This window comes from Pseudomonas sivasensis (assembly GCF_052938085.1).
The window spans coordinates 5,001,828-5,021,176 of sequence record NZ_CP176442.1 but is presented as its reverse complement, the minus strand read 5'-3'; the positions used below and the strand labels follow the sequence as shown (position 1 = coordinate 5,021,176).

General features: G+C 59.9%; 19 protein-coding genes. 10 read left to right on the top strand and 9 right to left on the bottom strand.

What is annotated here, in order from left to right; all coding sequences use genetic code 11:
* Window positions 1-54: 54 nt before the first annotated feature.
* The 3 genes from ACKZ62_RS23155 to ACKZ62_RS23145 are packed head-to-tail and all read right to left on the bottom strand — an operon-like array spanning window position 55 to window position 2,422.
* Window positions 55-444, bottom strand: a complete 390-nt coding sequence (locus ACKZ62_RS23155; protein ID WP_032886434.1) for a hypothetical protein — start codon at window positions 442-444, stop codon at window positions 55-57.
* A gap of 7 nt (window positions 445-451) precedes the next feature.
* The gene (locus tag ACKZ62_RS23150) at window positions 452-880 is read right to left on the bottom strand and encodes a DNA polymerase III subunit chi (protein ID WP_447095878.1); all 429 of its coding nucleotides are present in this window, start codon (window positions 878-880) and stop codon (window positions 452-454) included.
* 51 nt (window positions 881-931) lie between these two features.
* Entirely contained in the window at window positions 932-2,422 is a 1,491-nt protein-coding gene (locus ACKZ62_RS23145) for a leucyl aminopeptidase (protein ID WP_032886438.1), read from the bottom strand.
* A gap of 284 nt (window positions 2,423-2,706) precedes the next feature.
* Here ACKZ62_RS23145 and lptF point away from each other — a divergent pair, with 284 nt between their 5' ends.
* The 10 genes from lptF to tadA all read left to right on the top strand — a co-directional run bounded on the left by lptF (window position 2,707) and on the right by tadA (window position 13,162).
* Entirely contained in the window at window positions 2,707-3,825 is a 1,119-nt protein-coding gene (gene lptF / locus ACKZ62_RS23140) for an LPS export ABC transporter permease LptF (RefSeq protein WP_032886439.1), read from the top strand.
* On the top strand, window positions 3,818-4,897 hold the full coding sequence (gene lptG, locus ACKZ62_RS23135; RefSeq protein WP_447095877.1) for an LPS export ABC transporter permease LptG: 1,080 nt from the start codon (window positions 3,818-3,820) through the stop codon (window positions 4,895-4,897). Before lptF ends, lptG begins: the two co-directional genes overlap by 8 nt.
* 151 nt (window positions 4,898-5,048) lie before the next feature.
* A complete protein-coding gene (gene lepA, locus ACKZ62_RS23130; RefSeq protein ID WP_003210439.1) occupies window positions 5,049-6,848 on the top strand; it encodes a translation elongation factor 4 in 1,800 nt (599 codons plus the stop codon).
* A gap of 5 nt (window positions 6,849-6,853) precedes the next feature.
* Window positions 6,854-7,708 (top strand): signal peptidase I, encoded by an 855-nt coding sequence (gene lepB / locus ACKZ62_RS23125; protein ID WP_032886444.1) that lies wholly within the window; start codon window positions 6,854-6,856, stop codon window positions 7,706-7,708.
* 161 nt (window positions 7,709-7,869) lie between these two features.
* Window positions 7,870-8,559 (top strand): ribonuclease III, encoded by a 690-nt coding sequence (rnc, locus tag ACKZ62_RS23120; protein WP_032886446.1) that lies wholly within the window; start codon window positions 7,870-7,872, stop codon window positions 8,557-8,559.
* The gene (gene era, locus ACKZ62_RS23115; protein ID WP_043204836.1) at window positions 8,552-9,454 is read left to right on the top strand and encodes a GTPase Era; all 903 of its coding nucleotides are present in this window, start codon (window positions 8,552-8,554) and stop codon (window positions 9,452-9,454) included. Before rnc ends, era begins: the two co-directional genes overlap by 8 nt.
* A 156-nt stretch (window positions 9,455-9,610) precedes the next feature.
* On the top strand, window positions 9,611-10,294 hold the full coding sequence (gene recO / locus ACKZ62_RS23110) for a DNA repair protein RecO (protein ID WP_095183914.1): 684 nt from the start codon (window positions 9,611-9,613) through the stop codon (window positions 10,292-10,294).
* A gap of 51 nt (window positions 10,295-10,345) precedes the next feature.
* On the top strand, window positions 10,346-11,089 hold the full coding sequence (gene pdxJ / locus ACKZ62_RS23105) for a pyridoxine 5'-phosphate synthase (protein WP_122752519.1): 744 nt from the start codon (window positions 10,346-10,348) through the stop codon (window positions 11,087-11,089).
* Between the two features lie 193 nt (window positions 11,090-11,282).
* Window positions 11,283-12,665, top strand: coding sequence for a multicopper oxidase family protein (locus ACKZ62_RS23100; protein ID WP_095184314.1), 1,383 nt, complete (start codon window positions 11,283-11,285; stop codon window positions 12,663-12,665).
* Window positions 12,665-13,162 (top strand): tRNA adenosine(34) deaminase TadA, encoded by a 498-nt coding sequence (gene tadA / locus ACKZ62_RS23095; protein WP_095183916.1) that lies wholly within the window; start codon window positions 12,665-12,667, stop codon window positions 13,160-13,162. The genes ACKZ62_RS23100 and tadA overlap by 1 nt, the downstream gene beginning before the upstream one ends.
* 94 nt (window positions 13,163-13,256) lie before the next feature.
* Here the strand turns inward: tadA and cmoB are convergent, their stop codons facing one another.
* The 6 genes from cmoB to lon form a co-directional block, all read right to left on the bottom strand.
* Window positions 13,257-14,213, bottom strand: a complete 957-nt coding sequence (gene cmoB / locus ACKZ62_RS23090) for a tRNA 5-methoxyuridine(34)/uridine 5-oxyacetic acid(34) synthase CmoB (RefSeq protein WP_447095876.1) — start codon at window positions 14,211-14,213, stop codon at window positions 13,257-13,259.
* Entirely contained in the window at window positions 14,210-14,989 is a 780-nt protein-coding gene (gene cmoA / locus ACKZ62_RS23085; RefSeq protein WP_447096977.1) for a carboxy-S-adenosyl-L-methionine synthase CmoA, read from the bottom strand. The genes cmoB and cmoA overlap by 4 nt, the downstream gene beginning before the upstream one ends.
* 1 nt (window position 14,990) lies before the next feature.
* On the bottom strand, window positions 14,991-15,647 hold the full coding sequence (locus ACKZ62_RS23080) for a lysoplasmalogenase (protein WP_447095875.1): 657 nt from the start codon (window positions 15,645-15,647) through the stop codon (window positions 14,991-14,993).
* Between the two features lies 1 nt (window position 15,648).
* Window positions 15,649-16,038 carry a protease inhibitor I42 family protein gene (locus tag ACKZ62_RS23075; RefSeq protein WP_032886463.1) on the bottom strand — a complete coding sequence of 130 codons (390 nt, stop codon included), beginning with the start codon at window positions 16,036-16,038 and terminating at the stop codon, window positions 15,649-15,651.
* 87 nt (window positions 16,039-16,125) lie between these two features.
* Window positions 16,126-16,581 carry a hypothetical protein gene (locus ACKZ62_RS23070; RefSeq protein WP_122752523.1) on the bottom strand — a complete coding sequence of 152 codons (456 nt, stop codon included), beginning with the start codon at window positions 16,579-16,581 and terminating at the stop codon, window positions 16,126-16,128.
* Window positions 16,582-16,787: 206 nt separating this feature from the next.
* Complete coding sequence (gene lon, locus ACKZ62_RS23065; RefSeq protein ID WP_032886465.1) at window positions 16,788-19,208, bottom strand: endopeptidase La; 2,421 nt, start codon at window positions 19,206-19,208, stop codon at window positions 16,788-16,790.
* Window positions 19,209-19,349 lie beyond the last annotated feature (141 nt).

The following is a 19,349-nucleotide window of genomic DNA, read 5'->3' as shown; positions in this document are numbered from 1 at the left end:
CTGATACACCGCGATCGGGGGCAAGCCCCCTCCCACAGGGGATCTATGCACGGTTTAAGACTGGTACTGGCTGAGCAACCGTTCCATTCGCGCATCCATTCGGCGCTTGATCTCGGTTTCGATATGCGGGGCAAAGTCGTCGATCACGTCTTGCATGATCAATTGCGCGGCGGCGCGCAGTTCGTTGTCTAGATGCAGCAGCAGGGCGTCGGGGGTTTTCTCGGCAGCGGCGGCAACGGGGGCTGGTTCTACGACGGGCAGTTCGACCGGTGCCGGCGCAGGTTTGCCGCCCACCATGTCAAACAGCAACGGAATCTGTACCTCGCCGTCGACCGGTTCGGTCAGCAGCGGCGGTTGCAAGCCATCATCACCCAGCAACTGACGGATCGACTCCAGGTCGTCCAGCAGGTGGTCATCTTTTTTTACAGGGTTGGAAGTGTCCATCGTGTGCTCAAAGTCGTTGTAGCCGGTGATCTTGCAAAGGATAGCCCTGTTCGCGGTAGAAACGGAAACTCTCCCGCGCGGCCTGACGAATAGCCGGATCTTCCACCACCACTTCCGCCACACGGGCGAAGGCCTTGGCGAACGGCGGTACTTTCAGGTCCAGGTTGACCAGCAGGTCATGGTGATCGCCGCAGCTGTCACCCAGCCCCAGCACTATCAGACCTTCAGGTTGTGATTCGGCTGGGCCGTGGGGCACGAAGCTTTCACCCTTGAAGCGCCACAGGCGGGCGTCGAGCTCGTCGCGTTGAGCAGCATCGCTGCAGTGCAGGTAGATGCGATGGCCCATGCGCCAGGCTTTTTCGGTGAGTTTGCAGGCAAAGTCCAGGCGCGCGAGCGGGTCGGCGCTGGGCAATATATAGAAGTCGACTTGGGTCATTGCGGTTCCTGAGACCGGAGCGGCGTGATGGCCGCCCCGGCATCTTCAGTTTCAGGCCTTTGCGCGATCCAGCAGGTACTGGGTCAGCAGCGGAACCGGACGGCCAGTGGCGCCCTTGTCCTTGCCGCCGCTGGTCCAGGCCGTGCCGGCGATGTCCAGGTGCGCCCAGTTGAAGTTCTTGGCGAAGCGCGACAGGAAGCAGGCAGCGGTGATGGTGCCGGCTTTCGGGCCGCCGATGTTGGCGATGTCGGCGAACGGGCTGTCCAGCTGTTCTTGGTATTCATCGAACAGCGGCAGTTGCCAGGCGCGATCGTCGGCAGCCTTGCCCGCGCTGAGCAGTTGCTCGATCAGCTCGTCGTTGTTACCCAGCAAGCCCGACGTGTGGGAGCCCAGGGCAACGATGCACGCACCGGTCAGGGTGGCGATGTCGATTACGGCTTGCGGCTTGAAGCGCTCGGCGTAGGTCAGGGCATCGCACAGCACCAGGCGGCCTTCGGCGTCGGTGTTGAGGATTTCGACGGTCTGGCCGCTCATGGTGGTGACGATATCCCCTGGGCGGGCAGCGCCGCCGCTCGGCATATTCTCGGCGCAGGCCAGGATGCACACCAGGTTGATCGGCAGCTTGAGCTCCAGTACGGCACGCAGGGTGCCGAACACGCTGGCGGCGCCGCCCATGTCGTACTTCATCTCATCCATGCCCGCGCCCGGCTTGAGGCTGATGCCGCCGGTGTCGAAGGTGATCCCTTTGCCGACCAGTGCGTAAGGCTTCTCGGACTTCTTGCCGCCGTTGTATTGCATCACGATCAGGCGTGGTGGCTGGTCGCTGCCCTGGCCCACGGCGTAGAACGAGCCCATGCCCAGTTCCTTGATCTTTTTCTCGTCCAGCACTTCAACTTTCAGGCCTTTGAACTCTTTGCCCAGCGCCTTGGCTTGCTCGCCCAGGTAGGTCGGGTGGCAGATGTTCGGCGGCAGGTTACCCAAGTCGCGGGTAAACGACATGCCGTTGGCAATCGCGGTAGCGTGGGTTACGGCGCGCTGAACTTCAGCCTGCGCGGCCTTGATGGTCAGCAGGGTGATTTTCTTCAGGGCGCGGGGTTCGGCTTTCTGGCTCTTGAACTGGTCGAAGATATAGCCGCCGTCCACCAGGGTCTCTGCCAGCAGGCGCGTCTTGCCGTAGCTGTCGCGGCCTTTGACCACGATTTCGTCGAGAGCCAGTGTCGCATCGCCACCGCCCAGGCCCTTCAGGGTGCTGAGGATGCCGCTGATGATCTTGCGGAACGGGCGGTCGCCCAGCTCAGCGTCTTTGCCCACGCCGACCAGCAAAATGCGGTCGGCCTTGAGGTTAGGCAGGCTCTGCAAAAGAAGGCTCTGACCGACTTTGCCGGCCAGGTCGCCGCGCTTGAGCACGGCGCTGATGGCGCCGCCGCTGAGTTCGTCGAGTTGCTTGGCGGCCACGCCGAGCTTGCGGCCTTCGCCGATGGCGACCACGAGGGTGGCGGTTTTCAACGTTTCGGGGCTAACGCTTTTTACAACCAATTCCATTTTCGGGTCCCTTATAAAGGTCTGAGAGCCTGGTATTTGTATCCAGGCTTTAAAGCGTGGCAGCTGTGTAAACCGCCAGCGACAAAGGCCGCAGTTTGAACCTCGCCGGCGGAGCCTGACAACCCTTCGTACGCGCTTTGTACCCGCGTATGAGGTTGCGCAGTGACAGGCGCGGTCAATCACAGGATAATGCGCCATCTTTTTAATCGGCCCTGCGTAAAGGGGCTGACTCGGTATGCTTGCTTGTTTGGCCGCCTTAGCCTGACAACCCTGGAGTGTCTGGTTTGATTGTCTTCCGTTATCTATCCCGCGAAGTCCTGTTGACCCTGAGTGCCGTGAGTGCGGTCCTGTTGGTCATCATCATGAGTGGTCGTTTCGTCAAATACCTGGCCCAAGCCGCTTCCGGCGCCCTGGATCCAGGCTCGTTGTTCCTGATCATGGGCTTTCGCCTGCCGGGGTTTCTGCAACTGATCCTGCCGCTGGGCCTGTTCCTCGGGATCCTGTTGGCCTACGGTCGTTTGTACCTCGAAAGCGAAATGACTGTGCTCTCGGCCACCGGCATGAGCCAGCAGCGTCTGCTCGGCATGACCATGATCCCGGCAGCCGGCATCGCGCTTATCGTTGCCTGGCTGAGCCTGAGCCTGGCCCCCCAGGGCGCCATGCAGTTCCAGCTGGTGCTGAACAAGCAGGACGCGATGACCGAGTTCGACACCCTTGAACCGGGCCGCTTCCAGGCACTCAATGACGGCACGCGGGTCACCTATACCGAAACCCTGACCGAAGATCGTGCCAACCTGGGCGGGGTGTTCATCTCCGAGAAGCGCCTGGGCCAGGACAAGAAAGACCGTGGCATCTCCGTGCTGGTGGCCGAGTCCGGTCGCCAGGACGTGCGTCCCGATGGCAGTCGCTACCTGATCCTGGAGAACGGCTATCGCTATGACGGCAGTCCCGGCCAGGCCGACTACCGCGCCATCAAGTACGACACTTACGGCGTGTTGCTCGCCCGTCCGGATGTCAGCGACGAGGTGACTGACCGCGACGCCATTCCCACGAAGGATTTGTTCGGCAGCAAGGAACTGCGCTCCATTGCCGAGCTGCAATGGCGTATTTCCCTGCCACTGCTGGTGTTTATCGTGACCTTGATGGCCGTGCCGTTGTCGCGCGTCAACCCGCGTCAGGGCCGCTTCCTCAAGCTGTTGCCAGCGATCCTGCTGTACATGGCTTACCTCACCATTCTGATTTCCGCTCGCGGCTCCCTGGAGAAGGGCAAGCTTTCGCCGACCCTGGGGTTGTGGTGGGTGCACGGGATCTTCCTGGTGATCGGCCTGGGCCTGCTCTACTGGGAACCTATCCGTTTGAAAATGTTGAGCCGTCGCGGCCAGAAGGAGTTGGCTCGTGGCTAAGCTCGATCGCTACATTGGTAGCAGCGTCCTGATCGCCATTCTGGCGGTTCTGGGCATCATCCTGGGCCTTGCCTCGTTGTTCGCCTTTATCGATGAAGTGGGCAACGTGAGCGACACCTACACCGTGTGGGATGTACTGAGCTACGTGGCACTCACCGCGCCGCGTCGGCTCTACGACATGATGCCGATGGCTGCGCTGATCGGCTGCTTGATCGGCCTGGGCAGCCTGGCCAGCAACAGCGAACTGACCATCATGCGTGCCGCCGGGGTGTCCATCGGCCGTATCGTCTGGGCGGTGATGAAGCCCATGTTGCTGCTGATGCTGTGCAGTGTGCTGATCGGTGAATACGTCGCGCCGCCGGCAGAAACCACCGCCCAAGCCAACCGCGCCCTGGCGCAGGGTTCGGGCGATGCGCAAAGCGCCAAGCATGGCCTGTGGCATCGCCAGGGTGATGAGTTCATCCACATCAACGCCGTGCAACCGGGCGGCCTGTTGATCGGTGTGACGCGTTACACCTTTGATAAAGAACGTCACATGCTGTCGTCCAGCTTCGCCAAACGTGCGCAGTACAGTGGCGAAAAATGGCAACTGACGGACATCACTACCACTCACTTCCGCAATGTCGGCCAAGGCACCAAGGCCAGCACCGAAGTGATCAATGAGCCAAGCGAAGAGTGGAACATCGCTCTCAAGCCGGAATTGCTCAACACCGTGGTGATGATCCCGGAAAGCCTGCCTATCTCCGGGTTGTGGAGTTACATCCACTACCTCAAGGAGCAAGGGCTGAACAACGGTCGTTACTGGCTGGCGTTTTGGGTCAAGGTGTTGCAGCCAGTGGTAACCGCCGCGCTGGTGTTGATGGCGATCTCGTTCATCTTCGGCCCATTGCGTTCCGTGACCCTGGGTCAGCGTGTGTTTACTGGCGTGTTGGTGGGCTTCACATTCCGCATCGCCCAGGACCTGCTAGGCCCGTCGAGCCTGGTATTCGGTTTCTCCCCGCTGTTTGCGGTGCTGGTGCCGACCGCCATCTGCGCCCTGGCCGGGTTCTGGCTGCTGCGCCGAGCTGGCTGATACCGCGCTTATGCACAAAAAATGCCCCGCTCGAATGAGTGGGGCATTTTTGTTCTGGTCAGCAAAGATGACGTCTGGCCGAAGCTTCAGGTACAATTCCCGGCTATTTTTCAGCGGGCAATCTGCCTGCAGCCTTTTTGAGTGTTGATCCGTGAGTGATTTGAGTCATATCCGCAATTTCTCCATCATCGCCCACATTGACCATGGTAAGTCGACGCTGGCCGATCGATTCATCCAGATGTGCGGCGGCCTTGCCGAGCGTGAAATGGAAGCCCAGGTACTGGATTCCATGGACCTCGAACGCGAGCGCGGGATCACCATCAAGGCCCACAGCGTTACTCTGTACTACACCGCCAAAGACGGTATCAAGTACCAGCTGAACTTCATTGACACCCCGGGCCACGTCGACTTCACCTATGAAGTCAGCCGTTCCCTGGCGGCCTGCGAAGGTGCGCTGCTGGTGGTGGACGCGGGTCAGGGCGTTGAAGCCCAGTCCGTGGCCAACTGCTACACCGCCATCGAGCAAGGCCTGGAAGTGATGCCGGTGCTGAACAAGATCGACCTGCCACAGGCCGATCCGGACCGCGTCAAAGAAGAAATCGAAAAAATCATCGGCATTGACGCCACCGACGCCGTCGAGTGCAGCGCCAAGACCGGCCTGGGCGTTGACGAAGTGCTCGAACGCCTGGTCAAGACCATTCCTGCCCCCACCGGCAACTACGAAGATCCGCTGCAAGCGTTGATCATCGACTCCTGGTTCGACAACTACCTGGGGGTTGTCTCCCTGGTACGTGTACGCCACGGCCGTGTGAAGAAGGGCGACAAGATCCTGGTCAAGTCCACCGGCAAGATCCACCTGGTGGACAGCGTCGGTGTATTCAACCCGAAACACACTGCAACCACTGATCTGAAAGCCGGTGAAGTAGGTTTCATCATCGCCGGTATCAAGGACATCCACGGTGCGCCGGTGGGTGACACCCTGACCTTGAGCTCCACCCCTGACGTCGACGTGCTGCCTGGCTTCAAACGCATCCAGCCGCAGGTTTACGCCGGTCTGTTCCCGGTCAGCTCCGATGACTTCGAAGACTTCCGCGAAGCGCTGCAGAAGCTGACCCTCAACGACTCGTCGTTGCAGTACACCCCGGAAAGCTCCGACGCCCTGGGCTTCGGTTTCCGTTGCGGCTTCCTCGGCATGCTGCACATGGAGATCATTCAGGAGCGCCTTGAGCGCGAATACGACCTGGACCTGATCACCACCGCGCCAACGGTTATTTTTGAGCTGGCGCTGAAAACCGGTGAAACGATTTATGTAGATAACCCGTCCAAGCTCCCAGACCTGTCTTCTATCGAAGACATGCGTGAGCCGATCGTGCGCGCCAATATCCTGGTGCCGCAGGAACACCTGGGCAACGTCATTACCCTGTGTATCGAAAAACGTGGCGTGCAGCACGACATGCTGTTCCTCGGTACCCAGGTGCAAGTGACCTACGATTTGCCGATGAACGAAGTGGTCCTGGACTTCTTTGACCGTCTCAAATCCACCAGTCGCGGCTATGCTTCGCTGGATTACCATTTCGATCGTTACCAATCGGCTAATCTGGTGAAACTGGATGTGTTGATCAACGGCGACAAGGTTGATGCCCTTGCACTGATCGTGCACAAGGACAACGCGCACTACAAAGGTCGCCAGTTGACCGAGAAGATGAAAGAACTGATTCCGCGCCAGATGTTCGACGTCGCGATCCAGGCCGCTATTGGCGGGCAGATCATTGCACGGACCTCCGTCAAGGCTCTCAGAAAGAACGTACTGGCCAAATGCTACGGCGGTGACGTAAGCCGTAAGCGCAAGCTGCTTGAGAAGCAAAAGGCCGGTAAAAAACGCATGAAGCAAGTGGGCAACGTGGAAATTCCACAAGAAGCCTTCCTTGCGGTGCTCAGGTTGGATAGTTAGGTCCTATGTCGCTAAATTTCCCGCTGTTGCTGGTCATCGCCGTTGCCGTTTGTGGTCTCCTGGCGTTGCTCGATCTGGTGTTCTTCGCCCCGCGTCGGCGGGCGGCTATCGCGTCCTATCAGGGCAGCGTCAGCCAGCCCGATGTCGTGGTGATCGAGAAGCTGAACAAAGAGCCTTTGCTGGTTGAGTACGGCAAGTCGTTCTTCCCGGTGTTGTTCATCGTGCTGGTGCTGCGTTCGTTTCTGGTGGAGCCGTTTCAGATCCCTTCGGGTTCGATGAAACCTACCCTGGACGTGGGCGACTTCATCCTGGTGAACAAGTTTTCCTACGGGATTCGCCTGCCGGTGATCGACAAGAAGGTCATCGAAGTCGGTGATCCGCAGCGCGGTGATGTGATGGTGTTCCGCTATCCAAGCGACCCGAACGTCAATTACATCAAGCGTGTGGTGGGGCTGCCGGGCGACGTGATTCGCTACACCAGCGACAAGCGCCTGTTGATCAATGGCGAGTCGGTGGCCGAGAAACTGCTCGGTTCCGAACCGAACAGCCTGGGCAGCGCCGAGCTGTACCAGGAAAAACTCGGTGCGGTAGAGCACGAAATCCGCAAGGAAATGAGCCGCTACCGCGCCATGCCTGATGGAGAGTGGAAAGTGCCAGCCGGGCACTATTTCATGATGGGCGACAACCGTGACAACTCCAACGACAGCCGCTACTGGGATGACCCGAGCATTCCCAAGGAGCTGCTTGGCATGGTTCCCGACCAGAATATCGTCGGCAAGGCCTTCGCGGTCTGGATGAGCTGGCCGGAACCCAAGCTCAGCCACCTGCCGAACTTCTCGCGGGTCGGGCTGATCAAGTAATACAAGCGGCGCTGTGAACACAGCGCCGACTGCTTTTCTGGGGCTTGGACAATTCCGGCTCCAGGCTGTAACCATCAGGATTTGAATTTGAACACTGCGTCAATCGTCGATGGCCGCCGGTGCCACCCACTAGATATGCAGCAACTAGGTATGGATAAACCGTGACCGTTTCGCTAAGTCGTTTAGAGCGCCAGCTCGGCTACACCTTCAAGGATCAGGAATTGATGATCCTTGCCCTCACACACCGCAGCTTTGCAGGGCGTAATAACGAGCGCCTGGAATTCCTCGGTGACGCCATTCTCAATTTCGCCGCCGGTGAGGCGCTGTTCGAACGCTTCCCGCAAGCGCGCGAAGGCCAGCTGTCGCGATTGCGTGCACGTCTGGTAAAGGGTGAGACCCTGGCCGTACTGGCCCGTGGTTTCGGCCTGGGTGAGTACCTGCGCCTGGGGTCGGGCGAATTGAAAAGCGGTGGCTTCCGTCGCGAGTCGATCCTGGCCGATGCCCTCGAAGCCTTGATCGGCGCGATTTACCTCGATGCAGGTATGGAAACGGCCAAGGAGCGCGTGGTCGCCTGGCTGGCTTCGGAGATTGAAAGCCTTACGCTGGTCGACACCAACAAAGATCCCAAGACCCGCCTGCAGGAATACCTGCAGTCCCGTGGTTGCGAACTGCCACGCTACGAAGTGGTGGATATCCAGGGTGAGCCCCATTGCCGCGTGTTCTTCGTGGAATGTGAAATCACCTTACTGAATGAAAAAAGCCGAGGTCAGGGTGTGAGCCGTCGTATTGCCGAACAGGTAGCGGCCGCTGCAGCACTGATTGCCCTGGGCGTGGAGAATGGCCATGACTGATTCAACCGCAACACGCTGTGGCTATGTTGCCATCGTTGGCCGCCCGAACGTGGGCAAGTCCACGCTGCTGAACCACATCCTCGGTCAGAAGCTCGCGATCACCTCGCGCAAGCCTCAGACCACTCGCCACAACATGCTGGGCATCAAGACCGAAGGCACCGTGCAAGCGGTCTACGTCGACACCCCGGGTATGCACAAAGGTGGCGAGAAAGCCCTGAACCGCTACATGAACAAGACCGCTTCGGCGGCGTTGAAAGACGTCGACGTGGTGATCTTCGTGGTCGACCGCACCAAGTGGACTGACGAAGACCAGATGGTCCTTGAGCGTGTGCAGTACGTCACAGGCCCATTGATCGTCGCGCTGAACAAGACCGACCGCATCGAAGACAAAGCCGAACTGATGCCGCACCTGACCTGGTTGCAGGAGCAACTGCCGAACGCCCAGATCATGCCGATCTCGGCCCAGCACGGTCATAACCTCGAAGCCCTGGAGCGCGTGATCGCTGGCTACCTGCCGGAGAACGAGCACTTCTTCCCGGAAGACCAGATCACCGACCGCAGCAGCCGCTTCCTCGCCGCTGAACTGGTCCGCGAGAAAATCATGCGCCAGATGGGTGCTGAGCTGCCGTACCAGATCACCGTCGAAATCGAAGAGTTCAAGCAACAGGGCAAGACCCTGCATATCCATGCGCTGATCCTCGTCGAGCGTGACGGCCAGAAGAAAATCATCATTGGCGACAAGGGCGAGCGCATCAAGCGCATCGGCACCGAGGCGCGCAAGGACATGGAATTGCTCTTCGATTCCAAGATCATGCTCAACCTGTGGGTGAAGGTGAAAGGCGGCTGGTCCGATGATGAGCGCGCTCTACGTTCCCTCGGTTACGGCGACCTGTAAGAACACCGCAGGGCAAAAAATGTGGGAGGGGGCTTGCTCCCGATGGCGGTGAGTCAGTTAATAAATAAGTGACTGACACACTGCCATCGGGGGCAAGCCCCCTCCCACATTAGGTTTGTGTAGTTTTCAAAAAATGCATTCCAGCAGTGAGCACCCATGTCCCAACCCCCCAGCCAACTCGCCTACGTCCTGCACAGCCGCGCCTACCGCGAGACCAGCGCGCTAGTGGATTTCCTCACGCCCCAAGGCCGCCTGCGCGCGGTGTTGCGTAGCGCGCGGGGCAAGGCGGGGACATTGGCGCGGCCCTTCGTGGCGTTGGACGTGGAGTTTCGCGGCAAGGGCGAGCTGAAAAACGTCGGCCGCCTGGAAAGCGTCGGCACTTCCGCCTGGCTCAATGGCGATGCGTTGTTCAGTGGGCTCTACCTCAATGAGCTGCTGATCCGTCTGTTGCCCGCCGAAGACCCGCACCCGGCTGTCTTCGATCACTATGCTGCCACTTTGCTGGCCCTGGCCGAAGGTCGCCCTCTGGAGCCGCTGCTGCGTGCCTTCGAATGGCGTCTGCTCGATGACCTGGGCTACGGCTTCGAGCTGAGCAACGACCTGCACGGCGACCCCGTCGCCGCCGACGGCATGTACCGCCTGCAAGTCGACGCGGGTCTTGAGCGCGTCTACCTGCTGCAACCCGGCCTGTTCCAGGGCACCGAACTGCTGGCCATGAGCGAGGCCGACTGGAGCGCACCCGGTGCGTTATCCGCCGCCAAGCGCTTGATGCGTCAGGCCTTGGCCGTGCATCTGGGCGGACGGCCGTTGGTCAGCCGCGAGTTGTTTCGAAAGCCCTGACCTCCCCGTGTATGCTGTGCACCGTTTCTTTCCCTTTTCAGGAGCGCTTCCGTGACCACCAGCAATCGCATTCTTCTTGGCGTCAACATCGACCACGTCGCCACCCTGCGCCAGGCCCGGGGCACCCGTTACCCTGACCCGGTCAAGGCCGCGCTGGACGCCGAAGAAGCAGGCGCCGACGGCATCACCGTGCACCTGCGAGAAGACCGCCGCCACATCCAGGAACGCGATGTGTTGCTGCTCAAGGACGTGCTGCAAACCCGCATGAATTTCGAAATGGGCGTCACCGAAGAAATGATGCTCTTCGCCGAGCGCATTCGCCCAGCGCACATCTGCCTGGTACCGGAAACCCGCCAGGAACTGACCACCGAAGGCGGCCTTGACGTGGCCGGCCAGGAAGCGCGGATCAAGGCCGCGGTGGAGCGCCTGTCGAAAATCGGCAGCGAAGTGTCGCTGTTCATCGACGCCGACGAGCGCCAGATCGAAGCGTCGCGTCGTGTCGGCGCGCCGGCCATCGAACTGCACACTGGTCGTTACGCCGATGCCACCACGCCGACCGAAGTGGCGGATGAACTGCAGCGCATCATTGACGGTGTGAACTGCGGCCTCAATGAAGGCCTGATCGTCAACGCCGGCCATGGCCTGCATTACCACAACGTCGAAGCCGTGGCTGCGATCAAAGGCATCAACGAGCTGAACATCGGCCACGCGTTGGTAGCCCACGCGCTGTTCGTCGGTTTCAAAGGCGCTGTGGCCGAGATGAAAGCCCTGATCCTGGCGGCCTCCAAGCCCTAAAAAACAATGAAGAACCAAGGTGGGAGGGGGCTTGCTCCCGATAGCGGTGTATCAGCCATAAATGTGGTGGCTGACACACTGCTATCGGGAGCAAGCACCCTCCCACATGAGAAGCCTTACTGTTTAGCCGATGCAGGTGTATCGTATCTGCCCTTTGCAGGCCTTGGGCCTGCGGCAGATACGTGAGGTTGTTGTGTCCCGATCCTTTTCCCGTCGACAAATCCTGGGTGGTCTTGCAGGCCTGGCCGTAGTGGGCGTCGGTGCCGGTGGCGCCTACCGTTACTGGCTGGGGAAAGTCGCCGAATCCGAAGCGGGTCACGACTACGAGCTGATCGCTGCACCGTTGGACGTGGAGCTGGTGCCGGGGCACAAGACCCAAGCCTGGGCGTTCGGCCCCTCGGCACCCGGCACCGAGTTGCGTGTGCGTCAGGGCGAATGGTTGCGGGTGCGCTTTATCAACCACCTGCCGGTCGCGACCACCATCCACTGGCACGGCATCCGCCTGCCGCTGGAAATGGACGGCGTGCCCTATGTCTCGCAACTGCCGGTGCTGCCGGGCGAATACTTCGACTACAAATTCCGCGTGCCCGACGCCGGCAGCTACTGGTATCACCCGCATGTGAACAGTAGCGAAGAACTCGGCCGAGGCCTGGTCGGCCCGCTGATCATCGAAGAGCGTGAACCCACCGGTTTCAAACACGAACGCACCCTCAGCTTGAAGAGCTGGCATGTGGACGAAGAGGGTGCGTTCGTTGCCTTCAGCGTTCCCCGTGAAGCGGCGCGTGGCGGTACGGCCGGACGGCTGTCGACGATCAATGGCGTATCCCAGGCGGTGATCGACTTACCCGCTGGGCAGATCACCCGCGTGCGCCTGCTCAACCTCGATAACACCCTGACCTATCGCATCAACATCCCCGACGTCGAAGCGCAGATCTATGCGCTGGACGGCAATCCCATCGAACCGCGTCCATTGGGCAAGGAGTACTGGTTGGGGCCGGGTATGCGCATCTGCCTGGCGATCAAGGCACCGCCGGCCGGTGAAGAACTGTCGATCCGCAACGGCCCGGTGCGCCTAGGCACTTTCCGCTCAGTCGCCAACACCGATGCACCGACCGAATGGCCCCCGGCGCTGCCCGCCAACCCGATTGCCGAACCGGACCTAGCCAATGCCGAGAAACTCAACTTCAATTTCGAGTGGGTCGGCTCGGTCTCGGTCAACGTCGACAATGGCAAGCCGCCGAGCCTGTGGCAGATCAACGGCCAGGCCTGGGACATCACCGACAAGACCTGCGCCGACCGACCGATTGCCAAGCTGGAAAAGGGCAAGAGCTACATTTTCGAATTAAAGAACATGACCCAGTACCAGCATCCGATCCACCTGCACGGCATGAGCTTCAAGGTGATCGCCTCGAACCGCCACAAGGTGATCCCGTACTTTACCGACACCTATTTGTTGGGCAAGAACGAGCGCGCCCGCGTGGCCTTGGTGGCGGATAACCCTGGAGTGTGGATGTTCCACTGCCACGTCATCGACCATATGGAAACCGGCCTGATGGCCGCCATCGAGGTGGCGTGATGCGCCAGATTCGCCCCGCGGCAATCATCGACCGCAGCCGCGACCAAGACTTCATGCGTGAAGCCCTGGCACTTGCCGCCCAAGGCGCCGCACTGGGCGAAGTGCCCGTGGGTGCGGTGTTGGTGCAGGACGGTGAAATCATCGGTCGCGGTTTCAACCGTCCCATCAGCGGCAACGATCCCAGCGCCCATGCCGAGATGGTCGCCATACGCGACGCCGCCCAGGCCATCAGCAACTACCGGCTGGTGGGCAGCACGCTGTATGTGACGTTGGAGCCGTGCAGCATGTGCGCGGGGTTGATCGTGCATTCGCGAGTCGCGCGGGTGGTTTATGGCGCGTTGGAGCCGAAGGCGGGGATTGTGCAAAGCCAGGGGCAGTTTTTTACCCAGGGCTTTCTGAATCATCGGGTGATGTTTGAAGGCGGTGTGCTGGCCGAGGAGTGCGGCACGGTATTGAGCGAATTCTTCAAGGCTCGCCGGGCCAAGCCTCAGATCTAACCAACACCGAATATCAAATGCGGGAGGGGCGGTGCGACGATTCGACTTGCCCCTCCCACATTTTTGATCTTCATTTTTCCAGGGAGATTGGCGCTTACTTTTTAGCGATGATGACCGCCCGCATCGGTGCCGGCAGCCCTTCAATCGTCTTGCTGTGATCCTCGGGATCGAGGAAGTCACTCAGGGACTGATACTTCATCCATTCCGTCCCGCGCTGTTCCTCCACCGTGGTCACGCTCACATCCACGCAACGCACATCGCTGAAACCTGCGCGGCGCAGCCACAGCATCAGCGCCGGTACCGACGGCAGGAACCACACGTTACGCATCTGCGCATAACGGTCTTCCGGCACCAGCACCTGTTGCTGGTCGCCTTCCACCACTAGAGTTTCTAGGACCAGCTCGCCGCCCTTGACCAAGGTGTCCTTCAGCGCCAGCAAATGCTCGATGGGCGAGCGACGGTGGTAGAACACGCCCATGGAAAACACCGTGTCGAAGCCTTCGAGGTTGGCCGGCAAGTCTTCAAACGGAAATGGCAGGTGCCAGGCTTTCGGTTCGGACAGATACCGCTGCACCGCCTGGAACTGACAGAAGAACAGCCAGTTCGGGTCGACACCTATCACGCTGTCGGCGCCGGCGCCGAGCATGCGCCACATGTAGTAACCGTTGCCGCAGCCGACATCGAGGATGCGCTTGCCTTTCAAGTCCAGGTGCGGTGCGACGCGTGACCACTTCCAGTCCGAGCGCCATTCGGTGTCGACGTGCACGCCGAACAGGTGGAGCGGCCCCTTGCGCCATGGGCTCAGGCCCATCAATGCGGTGCGCATCTGTGCGCGGGTTTCGTCGTCGCAGTCGGTGTCCAGCACCAGGTCATTCAGTAAGTCGACGTCGCTGGGCATGATCTTCGGCAGTGCATCCAATGCACTCTGCCAGCGCCCCAGGTCGCCATGTCCTTTTTCCATTTTGCTGTCGAGCTGCGCTTGCAGGCCTTGGGCCCATACGGCCAGAGGAGTGCCGACCAGATGGCGGGCGAGGGGAGACAAATCAATCATGGCAAGGCAATCAACGAGGCAAAGTTAAGACACTGGAACCACGGCACTACCTTCGAGAACCCGGCCGCCAGCAGGCGTTCGCGGTGTTCTTCGAGGCTGTCGGGCTTCATGACGTTTTCGATGGCGCTGCGCTTCTGGGCAATTTCCAGTTCGCTGTAGCCGTTGGCGCGTTTGAACGCGATATGCAGGTCGGTGAGCAGCGCGTGTTCTTCAAGGTCATTGAAGCGCAGCTTTTCCGAAAGGATCAGCGCACCGCCCGGTAACAGCGCTTGACGAATACGCGACAGCAAGCTCAGGCGCTCGTCGGGCGCGATGAATTGCAGGGTGAAATTCAACGCCACCACCGAGGCCGGCTGGAATTGCAGCGCGAGGATATCGCCCTCGATCACCTCGACCGGCAGCAACTCCTGGAACATCGAGTCCTGGCCGTTGAGGTATTCGCGGCAGCGCTCGACCATGGCGGCGGAGTTATCCACCGCGATCACTCGGCAGCCGTCGGTACGCACGTGTCGGCGCAGGGCTTGAGTGACAGCGCCAAGGGATGAACCCAGGTCGTAGAGCACGCTGTTGGGTTGGGCAAACTGCGCCGCGAGCACACCGAGGTTTTCGACGATAGTCGGGTAGCCTGGCACCGAGCGCTTGATCATGTCCGGGAATACCCGCACCACGTCCTCGTTAAAGGCGAAGTCCGGCACCTGGGGCAGGGGCTGGGCGAAAAGGCGATCGGGTTCTTTGCTCACGGTTGTTCCGGCGACGAGGGGGGGAAAGGCCGGCATTTTAGCCAAGTTGGCCCTCGCGTGCGCGGGTTGTCTGATGGAAAGCAGAGGCGGTGATGCCCCACTGGCCAAGCCAATACGTGGTGATCAGCAAATACGGCGCGGCGTCGAACGCCACCACGAACCGATTGATGCCGATCAGGGCGTCTGAAAACACAAACGACACCGCGCCCGCCGCAGCCAATAAGGCCGAGCGTTTTGGCACGTCACTGCCCAGCCGCGCGAGCGCGCGCCAGAGCATTGCGCTGATCACCAAGGCGTAAACCACGACGGGAATCAATAAGTCGCCAAGGCCATGGGAAATCAGGATGCTCAGCAGGATGATGCCTACGCCAAGGGCCAATACCAACGGTAATACCGCCAAACGTCGGCAATCGCTGAAATAGGCCTTGAGGTATGCCAGGTGCGCAATCAGAAACGCGCCGAGGCCGAAGATAAACAAGTCGCCAGGCCAAGCGAGCAACACGTCGCCCACCAGTGAGAAAATCAGCCCGAGGCTGATCCAGCGTCGATAGTCGGTGGGCGGTGCGTCATGCAGCCAGCCCAACAACGCCAGTACCGGCAGCGGTTTGACCAGCAGGCAGAGCAACATCGCGTGAGTGCTCAAACCGTAGATAAAAGTGGCGGCGCCCATCAACGCGAGTATCAGCCATGGCATATCAGTTCACCGTAAGGGTGCAGTCGAAGGTCTCCACGGGTTCGGCTTCCGGCTCCCACGGCTGCTGGGACGTCAGGCGTAAACGACCCTGACCGGCGGCAAACGCCTGGAAGCGCCAGGTGGATTGACCACCGCCCCCGATCACGCCGGACTCAGTGCTGCTGTAGACCTCAGGGCTCAGCGCACGCAGCACGCCGCCGGCGGAATCCTGGATGGCCCAGCGGTAGCCGGTGGTGGGGTTGCTCGGCAGGGTGAGGATCAGGTTTTGCCCGGTTTTAAGCTGGAGCGGGCAGGCGCTCTGGTTTTCCACGGTGACGTTTTGCTTCGGCGCACTGGCGCACGCGGTCAGCAGGCAAAGGCTCAGGGGGAGAAGCAGGCGGGCAGCAGTCATGGAGACTCCGTTTATACACGACGAAGGGCGAGCATAACCGAAGATGAGACAAGGTGTGACGGCGGCACCGTCTGTGCCGCCTAAGTTTCAAATATAGGTTGTAGCCAGCCATACGTTATATTTGATGCTTAGCTTGAGTTCGTTTCCGTTCCGGATCTTGACGGTCAAGTCTAGCTTTGCCGTATGGTGTTTATTGTCTGTCGAGATATCTAAAACCAGCGTTCCTTTTAGGGTCGTGGCCTCACCCAGATAGTGGTCGAAGCGGACGCGGTACATTTCAAAGTAGCGCACTCTCTCCACGGGTGGTGAGGGGGTGCCTTCAAAATGGTACGTGCCGGGCTTAATATCACGATGGAGTACCAGCTCGATTCTTCGCTCGCTTTGGCGGCTGTATCGCTCAGCAATGGCGGTTATGCCAAGCCATTTGTCATCGGCTGTATATTCCAGCTGTTGGGTTTGGAAATTCCCACGTTTGGACACGGATCCTTTGAACTCACCCGTAATGTTTTCGATCTCGGCGGGTGCTTCGCGAGTTGCTGTCATTGGTTTCTCCTTGATTGGACCTGCGCATGATTGGACGCGCAGTCGCTTCAATGTAGAGGGCGCCGGAACAACTGGGACCTGTGAGAAATGACAGTTTTTTAGACGGGTTGGCGATAACTCAGGAAGGGATTGATTACCGCAAATCTGAAATGAAAATGACCAGGCTTGAACCTGGTCATTATGAGTACACGGTTGCTCTCTATCGCTTAGAAAAGCACTTTAGCCACATCCGCAAACCGCTTGGCAAAGTGCACCGTCATGCCCTCTTTAAGATACTCCGGCAACTCTTCAAAACTGCCGCGATTGGGCTCCGGCAATATCAGCTCGTGAATCTTCTGACGTCGCGCAGCAATCACCTTCTCGCGCACGCCGCCGATCGGCAATACATGCCCGGTCAGCGTCAGTTCGCCGGTCATGGCAACGCCTTTTTTCGGCGCTTGGTTACGGGCCAGGGACAACAACGCACTGGCCATGGTCACGCCAGCGCTCGGGCCGTCCTTCGGCGTGGCACCTTCCGGCACGTGCAAGTGCACGAAGGCTTCGTCGAAGAACTTCGGATCGCCACCAAACGACTTCAGGTTGGAGCTGATGTAGCTGTAGGCAATTTCGGCAGACTCTTTCATCACCTCGCCTAATTGCCCGGTGAGCTTGAAGCCGCGGTTCAGTGTGTGGATGCGCGTCGCCTCGATTGGCAGGGTCGCGCCGCCCATGCTGGTCCAGGCCAGTCCGGTGATCACACCGGTACCGGACAGCACTTGCTCATTGCGGAACACCGGCATGCCCAGGGAGCTTTCCAGGTCCTTGTTGCCGATTTTGATCACCGAGTTCGGCGCATCCAGCAACTTGACCACGGCTTTGCGTACCAGTTTGCCCAGTTGTTTCTCCAACTGGCGCACCCCTGCCTCACGGGCATAACCGTCGATCAATGCGCGCAGGGCGCCGTCGCTGATGGTCAGGGTGTTTTTCGATACGCCGGCTTTTTCCAACTGTTTTGGCCACAGGTGGCGCTTGGCGATGGCGACTTTTTCTTCGGTGATATAGCCCGACAGGCGAATCACTTCCATCCGGTCTAACAGCGGGCCGGGAATTGAGTCAAGGGTGTTGGCGGTGCACACGAACAGCACTTTGGACAGGTCCAGGCGCAGGTCGAGATAGTGGTCGAGGAATTCGACGTTCTGTTCCGGGTCGAGGGTTTCGAGCAGGGCCGAGGCCGGGTCGCCCTGGAAGCTTTGGCCCATCTTGTCGATCTCGTCGAGCATGATCACCGGGTTCATCACTTCAACATCTTTGAGCGCCTGCACCAGCTTGCCCGGCATAGCGCCGATGTAGGTACGGCGATGGCCCTTGATCTCGGCCTCGTCGCGCATGCCGCCGACGCTGAATCGGTAGAACGGCCGGCCCAGGGACTCGGCGATGGATTTACCCACGCTGGTCTTGCCCACGCCCGGCGGGCCGACGAGCAGCACGATGGAGCCGGCGACTTCGCCTTTGTAAGCGCCCACCGCCAGGAATTCGAGGATACGGCTCTTGATGTCGTCCAGTCCGGCATGGTGCTTATCCAGCACCTTGCGCGCGTGTTTCAGGTCGAGCTTGTCCTCGCCGTACACGCCCCACGGCACCGAGGTTGCCCAATCCAGATAGTTGCGGGTGACCGCATATTCCGGCGAGCCGGTTTCCAGGATTGACAGTTTGTTCAGTTCTTCATCGATGCGTTTTTTCGCCTGGGCTGGCAGCACTTTGTCTTCCAGGCGTTGCTCGAATTGCTCCACGTCCGCGCTGCGATCGTCCTTGGTCAGGCCCAGCTCCTGCTGGATCACCTTGAGCTGTTCTTTAAGGAAGAACTCGCGCTGGTGTTCGCCGATCTTGCGGTTCACCTCGGCGGAGAGCTCCTTTTGCAGGCGCGCGACTTCGACTTCCTTGCGCAGCATCGGCAGGACTTTTTCCATGCGTTTGAGCATGGGGACGCAGTCCAGCACTTCCTGCAGCTCGTTACCGGTGGCCGAGGTCAGCGCGGCGGCGAAGTCGGTGAGGGGTGACGGGTCGTTGGGGCTGAAGCGGTTGAGGTAGTTCTTCAGCTCTTCGCTGTACAGCGGGTTAAGCGGCAGCAGTTCTTTGATCGCATTGATCAGCGCCATGCCGTACGCCTTGACCTCGTCGGTCGGCTCGGTGGGCTGGTGTGGGTATTCGACTTCCACCAGATACGGTGGGCGATGGTGCTTGAGCCAGGTCTTGATGCGCACGCGGGTCAGGCCCTGGGCCACGAATTGCAGCTTGCCGTTCTCGCGGCTGGCGTGATGCACCTTCACCAGTGTGCCGTACAGCGGCAGGGCGGAGGTGTCGAAGTGGCGTGGATCTTCCGGCGGCGTGTCCATGAAGAACAGAGCGAGTGAGTGGTGGTCGGATTTGCTCACCAGCTCAAGGGTCTCAGCCCACGGTTCTTCGTTGACAATCACCGGCAGCACTTGCGCCGGGAAGAAAGGCCGGTTGTGGATCGGGATGATGTAGACCTTGTCCGGCAGGTTTTGCCCTGGAAGAGCCAGGCCGGTATTGGACGAGGAGGTTTTAGCGTTTTCGGGGTCTGCGTAGTCGTTGAGGTCGTAATCAGGGAATTCTTGCTGGTCGCTCATGGGGCACCTGCATAAGGAAGTATGGAGGTTAGATGGGGCGAGGCAGCAGTGGTTTCAATGGGGGGCGTGAGATAGCAACATATTGCATGAAATTCCTGCGGCGACTTGGTCAATGTGGGAGAGGGCAAGTCAATCGTCGCA